We start from the raw sequence: 15,255 nt of genomic DNA, 5'->3' as shown, positions 1-15,255 counted from the left end.
CTGCTTCACCGGCGCGGGGGCGTCAGGTGAGGCACATGGCCAGGGTGCTGGACGAGGTGAGCGTGCCACCGTCGGACGGGGTGGTCGCGGTGTAGCTGCCGAACAGCACCTGCGCGACGTTGAGCGTGGCCGTGCAGCTGGCGTTGCCGCTCGCGTCCGCGACGGCGGTGCACACCACGGGGCCGGCCGGACCGTCCAGGTGGAAGGTCACCAGTGCGCCCGGCGTCGCGCCGCTGGCGCTGAACGTGGCGTGGGCGAAGGCCCAGGGCAGCGGCGGGAAGTTGACCGAGTAGCAGGCCGGGTGCGCCGTGAATCCCTTCGTCAGGCCCACGGTCACGGTTCCCGTCCCGGAGGCCCCGGTGCAGGAGCAGGTGGTGCCGCCGAGGAGGACGGTGGCGGTGACGACGGTGCTGCCGACGGGCAGCGCGGTGGTGACCACGCTGGCCTGCCCCGAGGCGTTGGTGATGCCGATTCCGAGGGGGCCGCCGGTGGTGCTGAAGAGGACGATGGCGCCCGGGACGGGGGTGCGGCCGCAGGTGACGGTGGCTGTGACGGTCACCGGCTGGCCGGCCGTCGGCGAGGCGGGCGTGGACGACAGGGTGACCACGCAGCTCGGCGGTGCCGTGACGGTCACGGTGGTTGTGGCGGCGATGCCGACGCAGGTGCAGGTGGTGGCGGCGGTGGTCACGGTGGCCGTGACGACGTTGGCTCCCAGCGGCAGGGCGCTGGTGGTGAGGCCGGCCTGGCCGGCCAGGTCGGTGATGCCGATTCCGAGCGGGCCGCCGGGGGTGGTGAAGAGGACGGTGGCGCCTACGACGGGTGCCCCGCCGCAGGTGACGGTGGCGGTGAGGGTGACCGGCTGGCCGGCGGGTGCGCTGGACGGTGTCGCCGACAGCGAGACCACGCAGCTCTGCGGTGCGGTGATGGTCACGCTGGTGGTGGCGGCGATGCCGACGCAGGTGCAGGTGGTGGTGGCGGCGGTCACGGTGGCTGTGACGGCGTTGACGCCGGTGGGCAGGGTGGTGGTGGTGACGCTGGCTTGTCCGGTGGCGCCGGTGACGCCGACGCCGAGGGATCCGGCTGTGGTGGCGAAGGCGACGGTGGCGCCTACGACGGGTGCGCCGCCGCAGGTGACGGTGGCGGTGAGGGTGACCGGCTGGCCGGCGGGTGCGCTGGACGGTGTCGCGGTGAGGGTGACCTCGCAGTTTTGCGGTGCGGTGATGGTCACGCTGGTGGTGGCGGCGATGCCGACGCAGGTGCAGGTGGTGGTGGCGGCGGTCACGGTGGCCGTGACGACGTTGACGCCGGTGGGCAGGGTGGTGGTGGTGACGCTGGCTTGTCCGGTGGCGCCGGTGACGCCGACGCCGAGGGATCCGGCTGTGGTGGCGAAGGCGACGGTGGCGCCTACGACGGGTGCGCCGCCGCAGGTGACGGTGGCGGTGAGGGTGACCGGCTGGCCGGCGGGCGCACTGGACGGTGTCGCCGACAGCGAGACCTCGCAGCTCTGCGGTGCGGTGACGGTCACGCTCACCGTGGCGGAGACGCCGACGCAGGTGCAGGTGGTGGTGGCGGCGGTCACGGTGGCCGTGACGACGTTGACGCCGGTGGGCAGGGCGCTGGTGGTGACGCTGGCCTCTCCGGCGGCACTCGTGATCCCGACGCCCAGGGATCCGGCTGTGGTGGCGAAAACGACGGTCGCGCCCTGGACGGGTGTGCCGTCACAGGTGACGGTGGCCGTGACGGTCACCGGCTGACCGGGGGTCGCGGGGTCCGGTGTCGCCGACAGCGTGACCACGCAGTTCTGCGCCGCATTGACGGTCACGGTCGCCGAGGCGGCGCCACTGGTGGGACCGGCGGCGACCACCACTCCCGTCGTGGTCCCGGTGAAGGTGGCGGTCGCGGTGCCGGTGGCGTCGGCGATGACGGTCTGCGGGGTCGCCGCACCGTAGGTGAAGGTGATTGCTTCGCCCACTGCGGCACCGGTCACCACGGCTTGGAAGGTCTGCCCCGCCGTGACCGTTGACGGGGTGAGGGTGAGAGCGAGTGCCATGTTGGACAGCCCCTTTCGAAGGCTCCGTAAGGAGGTGGGGGGCCGTGCACGCCGGAGGGTTCGAATTTCCGAGCGCGCTCACCTGCCGGGGTGCCCAGAGAACGACGGCGCCGCATCATGCCGGCAGCGTCCATGGTCCCCGCCAGGGGATGGGCACCCCACCGTCGGTTACCCCCGATTGAAGTGACAGGCCTGGTGCCACACCATGGCCGACGGTCGAGTTAGCCCGAATGGCGCAGCGCGCTTCGGCGCGCACATCCGTCAGGTCGCGGCAGCGCCCCCCTCCGGTGCCCGGCCGGGGTCGGTGGCTCCTGGCGAACTCGGCGTGATCGGCGACCAGTAGCCGCGGCCGGTGCTCCGCTGTGCCAACCCCGAGGTGCTGTGGGCGGGTTGTGGCCCGGGGGTCGGGTTTCGGTCGCCGCCGCGGCGGTGGAGCGGCCCGACAGGGCCCGTACAGGGACGGCGTACGGCAACGAAGCGCAGGTCGGCGTGGGGGAGCGGGGGGCACGGGGCGCTCCGGGGGCCGCGGTCGTGACCTTGGCGCAATCAACCACCGCCTGTTGCGCCTGCGTTGACAGTGCACGGGGGTGGCCTCACGATGCAACGCGGCATCAGCGGGCTTTACCGCTGGTTACCACAGGTGGCAGTGGTCAGCGTGTTCGCCCCCCTCAGCAGAAGGAGCGCCCGTGGTCCCCCGGCCCCCGTTCCCCGGCACCCCCCTCTCCAGATCTTCCGGCCCCGATGCCCCGCCCGCCGGCCCCGGCTCCGGCCGTCCCGTCGGACCCGAGCCCGTTGCAGCCGCCCGGACCCCTGGCTCCTCCTGCCCGGACGCCGCCGCCCGCGAGCTCGTCGTGGTGCTCTCGCCGTTCGAGGAACCGGGCGAACGGATCGTCCTCGCCGCCGCCCGCGCGGGCGCGCTCGGCCTGCTGGATCTCGGCCGGGACCCCGGCGCGGCACGCACCGCGCTCGCCCGGCTCGGCGGGGTCTCCTACGGGGTCCGGATACCGGTGGGGTGCCCGCTGACCCCCACCGACCTGCCCGCTGACGTCGACACGGTGCTGCTCGCCGACCCACGTGCCTGTGCTGATCCATGTGCCTGTGCTGACGCATGCGTCTGTGGCGGCCCATGTGCCTGTGCTGACGCATGCGTCTGTGCCGACCCACGCACCTCCGTCGCCCCCGAGCCGCACACCGCCCCCGAGCCGCACCTCACCGGCGCCCACGACACGGCTCCGGCGCGGCCGGCCGACTGGGCCGACGGCGGGCGGCGCCGGGTCTGGGCCGAGGTCACCACCCCCGAGGAGGCCGCGGCGGCGTGTGCCGCCGGGGTCAGTGCGCTCGTCGCCCGTGGCCACGAGTCGGGCGGCCGGGTGGGCGAACTCACCACCTGTGTCCTGCTGCAGCGCCTGCTGTCCGACCCGTCCGTGAGCGTCCCGGTACTCGCCGCGGGGGGCATCGGCCCGCACACGGCCGCCGCGGCCGTGGCCGGCGGGGCGGCCGGGGTGCTGCTCGACTCGCAGCTCGCCCTCACCACCGAGGGCGCGGACCGGCTGCCCCGTGCGGTCGCCGCCGCGATCCGGGCCATGGACGGCAGCGAGACCACCCTCGTCGCCGGCCACCGGGTCCTCCTCCGCCCGGAACTCCGCCCGCCCGCGGCCGTCACCGACGACGCGGCCGGGGAAGGGGAAGCGAAGGACGGGCCCACCGGCCACGCCCCCGATCCGGCGCGGGTCGCCACCCGCCTCGGCGCCCGGAACCTGCCGGGCCAGCTGCTCCCCATCGGCCAGGAGGGCGCCTTCGCTGCCCGGCTCGCCGCGCGCCACCGGACCACCGGCGGCATCGTGCAGGCCGTACGGGCCGCCGTCACCGGCCACCTGGCCGCCGCGGCCCGCATCCGTCCGCTCGCCCCGCGGCCCGGCGCCCGCCATCTCCCCGTGGCCCAGGGCCCGATGACCCGCGTCAGCGACGAGGCCGGGTTCGCCGCCGCCGTGGCCGCCGAGGGCGGGCTGCCCTTTCTCGCCCTCGCCGTCATGGACGGCGCACAGGTACGCCGGCTGCTGGCCGAGACCGCCGAGCGGCTCGGCGAGCGGCCCTGGGGCGTCGGTCTGCTCGGCTTCGCCCCGCCCGAACTCCGGCGCGAACAGCTCGCCGCGGTCGCCGAGTTCGCCCCGGAGTACGCACTGATCGCCGGCGGCCGGCCCGCCCAGGCCGCGCCCCTCGAAGCGGCCGGGACCCGGACCTACCTCCATGTCCCCGCGCCCGCACTGCTGGAGCGCTACCTCGCCGAAGGCGCCCGGCGGTTCGTCTTCGAAGGGCAGGAGTGCGGCGGCCACATCGGCCCCCGGGGCAGCTTCCCGCTCTGGGAAGAGCAGATCGAGCGGCTCACCGCCCATGCCCGCACCCACGGCGGGACCGCCGAGGGACTGGACGTGCTCTTCGCGGGCGGCATCCACGACGCCCGCTCGGCCGCCATGGCCGCGGCCGCCGCCGCCCCGCTCGCCGAACTCGGCGCCCGTACCGGCGTCCTGATGGGCACCGCCTACCTCTTCACGGAGGAGGCCGTGGCCACCGGCGCCGTGCTCCCGGGATTCCAGGACACCGCCCTGGCGTGCGACCGCACCGTACTGCTGCGGACCGCACCGGGCCACGCCACCCGCTGCGCCGACACCGCCTACACCCGGGACTTCGCGGCGGCCGAACGGCGCCTGGCCGCCGACGGCACGGACCCCCGGGCCCGCTGGGAGGAGCTGGAGCGGCGCAACCTCGGGCGGCTGCGGATCGCGAGCAAGGGCCTGCGGCACACGGACGACGGTTCGCCCGCGCCCGTGGACGAGCGTGCCCAGCGCCGGGAGGGCCTGTACATGCTGGGCCAGGCCGCCACCGTGCGCAGTGCCCCCACCACCGTCGCCGCGCTGCACACTGCCGTAACGGAGGGCGCCACCGCCCAACTGGAGGCGCGGGCCGGGGAGTTCCGGCCGCCCGTCGCGCAACCGGACCCGGCGGCGGCGCCGCTGGACATCGCCATCGTCGGCATGGCCTGCTGCTATCCCGGCGCCGCCGACACCGCCCGCTTCTGGTCCAATGTCGTCACCGGCGTCGACTCCGTCACCGAGGTGCCCGCCGAGCGCTGGGACGCCGGCACCTACTACGACCCGGACCCCGCGCGGGCGGGCGAGCGCACCCCCTCACGCTGGGGCGGCTTCCTGCCCGACCTCCCCTTCGACGCCCTCGCCCACGGCATCCCCCCGGCCTCCCTCACCGGCATCGAACCGGTGCAGCTGCTCGCGCTGGACGCCGCCGCCAAGGCCCTGGCGGACGCCGGATACGCCGCCCGCGACTTCGACCGCGCCCGCACCAGCGTCGTCTTCGGCGCCGAGGCGGGCACCGAACTGGCCGGCGCCTACGGGCTGCGCGCACTGCACCCGGCCTACCTGGGCGCCCTGCCGCCTGCCCTCGACGCCGAACTGCCCCGGCTGACCGAGGACTCCTTTCCCGGAGTGCTCGCCAACGTCATCGCCGGACGCATCGCGAGCCGCCTCGACCTGGGCGGCGCCAACTGCACCGTGGACGCCGCCTGCGCCTCCTCGCTCGCCGCCCTCGACCTTGCCTGCCGCCAACTGCGCGACCACGACAGCGACATGGCGCTGTGCGGCGGCGCCGATCTGCACAACGGCATCAACGACTACCTGATGTTCGCGTCCGTGCAGGCCCTGTCGCCCACCGGCCGCTGCCGCCCGTTCGACGCCACGGCCGACGGCATCGCGCTCGGCGAGGGCGTCGGCTGCCTGGTCCTCAAGCGCCTCGCGGACGCCGAACGGGACGGCGACCGGATCTACGCCGTCGTCAAAGCGGTCGGCACGTCGAGTGACGGTCGGTCCCTCGGGCTGACCGCACCCCGGCCCGAGGGCCAGCGGCGGGCCCTGGAACGCGCCTACCGCCGCGCCGGGATCAGCCCCGCGCGGGTCGGACTCCTCGAAGCCCACGGCACCGGCACGGTCGTCGGTGACACGACCGAACTCGGCGTCCTCACCGAGCTGTTCGAGGCGGCCGGCGCGGCCCCCGGCAGCTGCTCGCTCGGTTCGGTCAAATCGCAGATCGGGCACACCAAATGCGCCGCCGGCCTGGCCGGTCTGATCAAGGCCGCCCGCGCCGTGCACACCGGGGTACGGCCGCCGACCCTGCATCTGACCCGGCCGGCCGCTGCGGAGACCGGCCCGTTCCGCTTCGACACCGGACGCGCCCGGCCCTGGCCGGTCCCGGCGGCCCGGCGCATCGCCGGAGTGAGCGCCTTCGGCTTCGGCGGCACCAACTACCATGCCGTGCTCGCCGGTTATGACGGAGCCCCGGAACCCGCCCACGCCCTGATGAACTGGCCCGCCGAAATCTTCTGCTTCCGCGGCACCGACCGTCCCGCCGCCGTACGGTCCATGGACCGCCTCGCCGCCCGCCTGGCCGAGAACGACCGGGCCGGACGCCCCTGGCCGCTGCGCGACCTGGCCGCCGAGACTTCGGCGGCGGACGGGCCGGTCCAGGTCTGCGTGGTGGCCGAGGACCTCGACGACCTCGCCGCCAAGCTGCCCGCGGCCCGCCAATTCACCCCCGCCGACGGGGTGTACCTGCGCGGCCGCGACGCCGACCCCGGGCAGCTGGCCTTCCTCTTCCCCGGCCAGGGCAGCCAGCGCACCGGCATGCTCGGCGATCTGTTCCTCGCCTTCCCGGAGCTGCGCGGACTCCTGGACGACGCGGACCCGGACTGTGTCGCGGCCATGTTCCCACCCGCCGCCTTCACCGACGGGGGCCGGGCCGCCCAGCAGGCCGCCCTCACCGACACCCGCGTCGCCCAGCCCGCGCTCGGCCTCGCCTCCGCCGCCGCCCACCGGCTGCTCACCACGCTCGGAGTCCGCCCCGACTGCACGGCCGGGCACTCCTACGGCGAACTGACCGCCCTGTGGGCCGCGGGCGCCTACGACACCCCGGCGCTGCTCCGGCTCAGCACCCGCCGCGGCGAGGCGATCCTCTCGGCCGCGGGAGACGATCCCGGCGCGATGGCCGCCGTCGTGGCCACGCCGGAGCGCGTACGGGAGCTGACCGGCGACCTCGACGTGGTCGTCGCCAATCACAACGCGCCGGAACAGAGCGTCATCTCGGGCCCCACGGACGCCGTGGAAGGGGCTGTGGCGGCGCTGCGCACGGCCGGCGCCGAGGCCCGTCGCCTGCCGGTCGCCTGCGCGTTCCACAGCCCGCAACTCGCCGCCGCCCGCGACGCGCTCGCCACGGAACTCCACGCCACCGAGGTGGCCGCGCCCGCCCTCCCGGTCTGGTCCGGTGCCACCGCACGCCCCTATGCCCGCACGGCGTCCGCGGTGCGTGACACCCTCGCGGAGCAGGTCGCCGCACCGGTGCGGTTCGTGGCACAGATCGAGGACATGTACGCGGCCGGGGTGCGCACCTTCGTGGAGGCCGGGCCCGGCCGGGTGCTCACCGGTTTGGTCGGGCAGATCCTGGGCGACCGTCCGCACACCGCGGTGCCGCTGGACGTACCGGGCGAGCCCGGACTCGCCCGGCTGCCGCACGTACTGGCCCGGCTGGCCGCGGCCGGCGTCCCGGTCGACCCGGAGGCACTGTTCCGCGGCCGCACCGAACCCCTGCCCGACACGGCACCGCGCCGCCCCGGCTGGCTGGTGAACGGCCACACGGTACGCACCGCCGACGGCGCCGGCCTGCCCGGCGGCCTGCGCCCGGCACGGCGGGTGGAAGCCCGGAGGGGCGAGCAGGGCGCAGTGCGGGTTACGGGGGCAGAGGGCGTTGCGGCGGGGGCGCCGGGTGTGGAGTTTGAGAGCGCTGCAGCTTCCGGCGAGGCCGCCCGGCATGCCGCCGTACTGGAGTATCTGCGGGCCACGAGTGAGCTGGTGGCAGCTCAACGGGATGTCGTGCTGCGGTACTTGGGGGAGGGCGACGGTGGGGGCGGTGCCCAGTCCGTCGGCGCCGCGCCGGTCCCGGAGGGGCGGATGGCGCCTCCGTACGCCGAGACTGCCGGGCGCAGGGCCGGAGGTGTGGCCGGGGCCGGATTCGGTGCCGATGCCGGGCCTGCTGTCACTGCCAATGCCGCTTCCGCTGCCGCGCCCGTGCAGCCGGACCCCGCCGGGACACAGCCGCTGAGCCCCGCCGAACTCCTCGATGCCGTAAGGGAGATCATCCACCAGCGGACCGGCTACCCCCACGAGATGCTCGATGCCGGGCTCGATCTGGAGGCCGATCTCTCGGTGGACTCCATCAAGCGCGTGGAGATCATCGGCGCGCTGGCCGACCGCATCGGACTGCCGCGGGACGCGGACGGGGCCATGGAGTCGGCGGTGGAACAGCTCGCCCGTGTCAAGACCATCAGTGGCATCGTCGACTGGATCGCCCACACCCGCGCCCCCGAGCCGCCAACGGCTTCCGCGGAATCCTCTCCGCTTGCCGCCGACCCCTGCTCGGCTTCCCCTGACCCCGTCCCGCTTTTCGCCGCCGAGCCCTTGCCGTCTCCCGCCGCACCCGGGTCCGCACCACTCACACCGTTCGTACCGGACGCCCCACCACAGCGGGCCGTCTCCGCTCCCGCGCCCGCCATGCCCGCCGGCCGACCGGCCGCCCCCGAGGAGCCCGACCGCGCCCCGGTGCCGCTGCGCCCCACCCGTTCCCTGGTCCGGGTCACCCCGCTCGGTCCGCCCGCCTTCCGCCCGCCCTCCGATGTGGTCGCGGGCCGTGACTTCGCCGTGGTGGAGGACGGTCAGGGCGTGGCGCTGGCGCTCGCCGCGCTGTTGGAGAGCCATGGCGCGCGGGTGCGGACCGTTCCTGCCGAGCGGCTGGCCCGGTGCGCCGCCGAGGGGGTGGGCGGAGTGGTGGACCTCAGCGCCCTGCGGGCCGGCCGTGACGCCGTGCTGCCGGGGCAGTTCGACGGGTGGCGCACCGCCCTGACGGGTGGCGCCCGCAGTCTGTTGCTGGCCACCGCGGCCGGTGGCACCTTCGGCCAGGACGCCACTGCGGACGCCCCCGATCCGCTGCCCGGCGCCGGACTGCGCGGCTTCGCCCGTACGGCCGCCCTCGAATACCCCGATGTCCTGATCCGCGCCGTCGACATCGACCCCAAGGACCGTCCCGAACGCATCGCCGCCCACCTCCTCGCCGAACTCTGTGCCCCCGGCGAACCGGTCGTCGTGGGCCGTACCAACGGCACCCGCACCACCCTGCGCACCGTCCCCACCCCCCTCCCCGACGAGACCGTGCCCGGCCGGCCGATGCTCGACGCCGACTCCGTGGTGCTGCTGACCGGCGGGGCCCGCGGGATCACCGCCCGTACGGCCCTCGCCCTGGCCCGCTCTCACGGATGCCATATCGAACTCCTCGGCCGGACACCCCTGCCGGAGACCCCCGAGGACCCGGCCCTCGCGCACGCCCACGACCGCATCGCGCTGCGCGCCGCGCTGCTCGCCCAAGGGCTGCGCAGACCCGCCGAGATCGAGGTGGCCGCCGGTGCGGTCCTGGCCCGCCGCGAGATCACCGCCACCCTCGACGCCCTTGCGCCGCTCGCCGCCTCGGTCCGCTACCACGCGGCCGATGTCGCCGACGAGGCCGCCGTGCACACGGTGGTGCGGGACATCCGGGCCCGGCACGGCCGCCTGGACGGGATCGTGCACGGCGCCGGCACCCTGGCGGACAAACTGCTGCGGGACAAGGAACCGGCCTCGTTCGCCCGGGTCTTCGCCACCAAGGTCGACGGCGCCCGCCATCTGCTGTCCGCCGCCGGCGACGACCCCGGCTTCGTCGTCCTCTTCGGCAGCGTCGCCGGCGTCTTCGGCAACCGGGGCCAGGCCGACTACGCCGCCGCCAACGACGCCCTGGACACCCTCGCCACCGCCTGGTCGGCCCGTACGTCCCGGCGCGTACTGGCCGTCGACTGGGGCCCGTGGGCGGCCGGGGGCGGCGGCATGGTCACCCCCGAACTGGAGAGGGCCTACGCCCGCCGGGGCATCCCGCTCCTGGACCCCGACACCGCGGTCGGCGCCCTCCTGGACGAGCTGGCCCACGGCACGGCGGCCCAGGTCGTGCTGGCGGCGGAGGCCGGCGGGGAGGTGGCGGGCGATGAGTGAGCCCCGGGCCCGGTCGGCCGGACCCGGCCCCCGGGCGACGGACGCCGCGATCGTCGGCATGGGGGCGCTCTTCCCCGGCGCCGGGGACCTCGCCGCGTACTGGCGCAACCTGGTGGCCGGTACGGACTGCATCACCGAGGTGCCGCCCGGCCGCTGGGACCCGGAGATCTACTACGACCCGCACGGCGCACAGGGCCCGGCCCGCAGCGACCGCTTCTACTGCCGGCGGGGCGGCTTCCTGGACGATCTCGCCGTCTTCGACCCCACCCGCTTCGGCATCATGCCCTCCGCCGTCCAGGGCGCCGAGCCCGATCAACTGCTCGCCCTGCGCACCATCACCGACGCCATCGCCGACGCGGGCGGTCCGGAGCGGCTGCCCGCCGACCGCTCCCGGATCGGCGTCATTCTCGGCCGCGGCGGCTTCATGGGCGTCGCCACCGCCCGGCTCGACCAGCGGGTCCGTACGGCCCACCAGCTCGCCGTCATCCTGCGCGAACTCGCCCCCGAATGGGACGAGTCGAGAATCACGGCGGTGCGGGAGGCCTTCCAGGCGAGTCTCGGCCCCGAACGGCCGGAGGCCTCCATCGGCCTGGTCCCCAGCTTCACCGCCGCCCGCACCGCCAACCGGCTCGACTTCCGCGGCCCCGCCTACACCCTCGACGCGGCCTGCGCCTCCTCCCTGCTGGCCGTGGCGCAGGCCGTCGATCTGCTCGCCGCGGGCCGCTGCGATCTCGTGGTCGCCGGAGCCGTGCACCACTGCCATATCGCCACCCTGTGGAGCGTCTTCACCCAACTACGGGCGCTCAGCCCCAGCCAGCACATCCGCCCGTTCGACCGCCGGGCCGACGGCACCCTGCTGTCCGAGGGCACCGGGGTGGTCCTCCTCAAGCGCCTGGCCGACGCCGAGCGCGACGGCGACCGGGTGTACGCGGTCATCCGCGGCACGGGCGTCGCGGGGGACGGCCGCGCCGCCGGGCTGATGAGCCCGCACCCGGAGGGCCAGGTCCACGCACTGCAGCAGGCCTGGGCCGGCGCCGGGCTGGACCCGGCACACCCCACGGCACTCGGCCTGCTGGAGGCCCACGGCACCGGGACCCCGGTCGGCGACGGCGTCGAACTCGACACCCTGGCCCGGGTGTTCGGCCCGCCGGGCGCCGGGATGCCGCCGGTCGGTCTGGGCTCGGTGAAGTCGATGCTCGGCCACACCATGCAGGCCGCCGGTATCGCCGGACTGATCAAGGCGGCGCTCGCCGTCCACCACCGGACGCTGCCGCCCACCCTGCATCTGGACGAGCCGCACGAGGGCCTGGCCCGGACCCGGATGCGTCCGGTCACCGAGGCCGAACCGTGGGACGCCGGACGGGCGCCGCTGCGAGCGGGCGTCAACGCCTTCGGCTTCGGCGGCATCAACGCCCACGCCGTCCTGGAAGAGGCCCCGGGCCGCCGCACCCCGGCCGCACCGCTCCCGCCCCCGACGCCCCGGATGCGGACGGCCCCGCTGGACAGACCCCCGCTCCGGAAGCCCCCGTTGTGGACGGCCGAACCGGAGCGCACCGTCCTGCTCGCCGCAGACACCATTGAGCAACTCGCCGATGAGCTGCAGGACTTGGTGGATGGTTTCGACACGATGGCGGACGGCGCCGGTACCCCCGCGCACGACGGTCCCTGCCGGCTCGCCCTGATCGACCCCACCCCGCAGCGCCGGGGCCTGGCCGCCAAGGTCCTCGCCCGTGGGCTGCCCTGGCGGGGCCGCGGCGAGGTGTGGTTCACCCCGAGCCCGCTCTTCGGCCCGTACGCGCGGCAGGAAGGGGCCCGGCTCGCCTTCCTCTTCCCGGGGCTGGAGGCGGAGCCACCGCCCCGTGTGGACGACGTCGCCGACCGGATGGCCCTGCCCCGCCCCACGGTCTCCGGCGGCAGCGGTCTGGTCGAACGCGCTGTGGACACCCTCGCCGTCGGCCGGCTGCTCGCCCGCGCCCTGGACGGACTGGGCGTCCAGCCCGACCTGCTGACCGGGCACAGCCTCGGGGAATGGACCGCGATGGTGGTCGCCGGGATGTACCCGCCGCAGGCCGTGGACGCCTTCCTCGACTCGCTGCGGCCCGGCTCCCTGGCGGTGCCCGACCTGGTCTATGCGGCGCTGGGCTGCGGGGCCGCGCAGGCGGCCGACGCGCTCGCCGGCCTGGAGGGGATCGCGGTCAGCCATGACAACTGCCCGCACCAGTCGGTGATCTGCGGAGCGCCGCAGCCGCTGGCCGAGGCCGTCCGCCGACTCGCCGGACAAGGCGTACGGGCACAGGAGATGCCCTTCCGCTCCGGCTTCCACACCCCGATGTGGGCGCCCTACCTCCATCAGACCGGCACCGCCTTCGACGCGCTGCCCCTACGGGACCAGCGGCTCCCCGTATGGTCGGCGACCACCGCCGCCCCCTTCCCGGAAGGCCCTTCCGCGATCCGCCGGCTGGTGCTGCGGCACCTCCTGGAACCGGTCCGCTTCCAGGAGCTGACCCGACGGCTGTACGAGGACGGCGTCCGCGGTTTCGTCCAGGTCGGCGCCGGCAGCCTCACCGGCTTCGTGTCCGACACCCTGCACGGGCAGGACCACCTCGCCGTCGCGGCGGCCGACTCCCGCCGCGACGGTCCGGCCCAACTCCGCCGCCTGGCCGCCGCGTTGTGGACGGAAGGCCTGACTCCGCGCTGGGACCGGCTGGTGGGGGCGCGCGACGCCGGCCCGGTCACGGGGGCACACGACGCCGGACCGGCGACGGCGGTGGGCGCTACGGATCGCGCGATGGACCACGTCGGGGACCATGCCAGGGATCACCTGACGGAGCGCGCCGCGGACCGCGCACCGGCCGCCGCAGACGCCGGTGCGGCGACCCGGCTGGACCTCGGCTCGCCCCTGGTCCGCCTCGGCGGGGGAGTGCCGCCCCACCCCCGGCCGGCCGCCGCGGAACCGGTCCGGCAGGCCCTGGACGCCGTCCTCTCCGAAACCCGGGCCGCCACCCGCGCCGTCGCTGCCGCTGTCACCGCGGCAGGCATCCGCAGCACCGCCGCTCCCACACCCCGCACCGTCACCGGGCCGCGCACCGCCACACCCCTCGCCCCGACTCCACCCCCACCCCCACCTCCTGCCCACACCACATCGACACCGGCATCACCCCCGCCTCCACCCCCGGCAATGACGGAACCTCCCCCGACCACCCTCCGCACCACCCGCCGCCTCTCCCTGCAGACCGTCCCGTACGTGCGGGACCACTGTGTCTACCTCCAGCCCGACGACTGGCCCGAGCCCGCCGACCGTTTTCCCGTCGTCCCCATGACCACGCTGCTGGAACTGGCCGCCGAGGCGGCCCGCGAGACCTGCCCCGGCCACCTCGTCACCGGCTACTCCGACGTACGGGCCCTGCGCTGGCTGGCCGTCGCGCCGCCCGTCGAGCTGAACCTTGACGCCACCCCCGAGGGGGACGGACGGGTGCGGGTGCGTCTCGGGGACTACGCCACCGTCACCGTCCACCTGGCGTCCGGCTACCCGGCCCCGCCACCCCCCGACCCCGCGGCGCCGGCCCCCGGCCGCCCGGCCCCGGTCAGTGCGGAGGCGCTCTACCGGGACCGGTGGATGTTCCACGGGCCCGCGTTCGCCGGGGTCCACGAGGTCCGCACGCTCGCCGCCGACGGCATCCGCGGCACCCTGCGCGCCCTGCCCGCGCCCGGTGCCCTGCTGGACGCCGCGGGACAGCTCCTCGGCCACTGGATGCAGCTGCAACTGAGCGGTGACCGGCTGGTCTTCCCCGCTTCCCTGGACCGCGTACGGCTCTACGGCCCGCCGCCCCATGAGGGCGCGCTGCTGGCGGCCACCGCCCGCATCCGCGAGGTGCGGGCCGGATCGGTGCGCGGCGAAGTGGAGCTGTGCGGTGCGGACGGCCGCGTATGGGCGCGCCTGGAGGGCTGGACGTACCGGCGCTTCGGTGCCGATGAGCGGGTGTGGCCGATGAAGTTCACCCCGGAGGTGTGCGGCATCGGTGAACCCCGGCCGGGCGGCTGGTGCCTGGCCCGGCGCCGCTGGTCGGACCCGGCCTCGCAGGAGCTGGTCATGCGCCGCTATCTGGGCGCGGCCGAGCGTGCCCGCTACGAACGGTGCGCACCGCGTGCCCGCGCGGCCTGGCTGCTGGGCCGGATCGCGGCCAAGGACGCGGTGCGGGAACTGCTCTGGGAGTCGGGCGCCGGGCCCGTCTTCCCGGCCGAGATCCCGGTCGGCACCGACCGGCACGGCCGCCCCTGCCCGCAGGGCCCGCTCGCCCACGGGCTCCACCTCTCGCTCGGGTACCACGACCGGATCGCCGTCGCCCTCGCCCACCGCGCGGGCCCCGTCGGGATCGGCATCGAGCGCGTCACCGACGATCCGCAGGCCCCCGCCCGGCTCGCCCTCACCCCGGCCGAACACCGTCTGGCCGACGACCTGCACACCCGGCACACCCCCGGGGACACCGGCCGCGCCTACTGGCTCACCGCGCTGTGGTGCGCCAAGGAGGCCGCGGCGAAGGCGGCGGGCGGCGGCCTCGGCGGCAGTCCGCAGGCATGGGCCGTGACCCCCGAACCGGGCGGCGCGCTCCGGGTGGTCTCCCCGGACGGCCGGCCCCACCTCGTCCACCTCGACTCCGTCGACGATCTGTCCGGGCGCCACGTCGTCGCCTGGACCGGGCCGCGGCCCACGGACCGTACGGGCACCGACACCCTCACTCCCACGGAGGCCACCCATGGCAGCTGACCCGCTCCCCGAGCGCACCCGGACGATCCTGGCCGAGATCACCGACATGCTGGTGAGCGTCGTCGGCGACGAACTGCTCGTCGTGGGCGAGATCACCTGCGCCACCACCTTCAATGACGATCTGGCCCTGGAGAGCATCGAGTTCGTCGCGCTGGCCGAACTGCTGCAGGAGCGCTACGGCACCTCGGTGGACCTCCTCGGCCTGCTCGCGGAGAAGGACATCGACCAGATCCTGGCGATGACCGTCGGCGAACTCGCCGCCCATGTCGAGCGGGTCACCGCCGTCGACCGGGCCTGTGCGGGCTGACCGC

At 75.5% G+C, this 15,255-nt stretch carries 4 protein-coding genes; 3 read left to right on the top strand and 1 reads right to left on the bottom strand.

Going from position 1 to position 15,255, the window contains the following annotated elements; genetic code table 11:
• Positions 1-22 precede the first annotated feature (22 nt).
• A complete protein-coding gene (locus ACFW5B_RS08255; RefSeq protein ID WP_386435048.1) occupies positions 23-2,050 on the bottom strand; it encodes an Ig-like domain repeat protein in 2,028 nt (675 codons plus the stop codon).
• An 851-nt stretch (positions 2,051-2,901) separates the two neighbouring features.
• On the opposite strand from ACFW5B_RS08255, the gene ACFW5B_RS08250 reads away from it, so the two are divergent.
• From ACFW5B_RS08250 to ACFW5B_RS08240, 3 genes are read left to right on the top strand one after another with little or no spacing between them, the layout of a single operon-like run.
• Positions 2,902-10,179 (top strand): SDR family NAD(P)-dependent oxidoreductase, encoded by a 7,278-nt coding sequence (locus ACFW5B_RS08250; protein WP_386435189.1) that lies wholly within the window; start codon positions 2,902-2,904, stop codon positions 10,177-10,179.
• Positions 10,172-14,944, top strand: coding sequence for a beta-ketoacyl synthase N-terminal-like domain-containing protein (locus ACFW5B_RS08245; protein WP_386435045.1), 4,773 nt, complete (start codon positions 10,172-10,174; stop codon positions 14,942-14,944). Before ACFW5B_RS08250 ends, ACFW5B_RS08245 begins: the two co-directional genes overlap by 8 nt.
• Positions 14,934-15,251: a phosphopantetheine-binding protein gene (locus ACFW5B_RS08240; RefSeq protein WP_386435043.1), complete on the top strand. Its 318-nt coding sequence runs from the start codon at positions 14,934-14,936 to the stop codon at positions 15,249-15,251. Before ACFW5B_RS08245 ends, ACFW5B_RS08240 begins: the two co-directional genes overlap by 11 nt.
• Positions 15,252-15,255 lie beyond the last annotated feature (4 nt).

This window comes from Streptomyces sp. NPDC058773 (genome assembly GCF_042746015.1).
Classification (GTDB): domain Bacteria; phylum Actinomycetota; class Actinomycetes; order Streptomycetales; family Streptomycetaceae; genus Streptomyces.
This window is presented reverse-complemented; position numbering and strand designations above follow the sequence as displayed.

Excerpts from the sequence above, each read along its gene's own strand:
- ACFW5B_RS08255 (WP_386435048.1), bottom strand. The coding sequence starts at position 2,050 with ATGGCACTCGCTCTCACCCTCACCCCGTCAACGGTCACGGCGGGGCAG.
- ACFW5B_RS08245 (WP_386435045.1), top strand. The coding sequence starts at position 10,172 with ATGAGTGAGCCCCGGGCCCGGTCGGCCGGACCCGGCCCCCGGGCGACG.
- ACFW5B_RS08240 (WP_386435043.1), top strand. The coding sequence starts at position 14,934 with ATGGCAGCTGACCCGCTCCCCGAGCGCACCCGGACGATCCTGGCCGAG.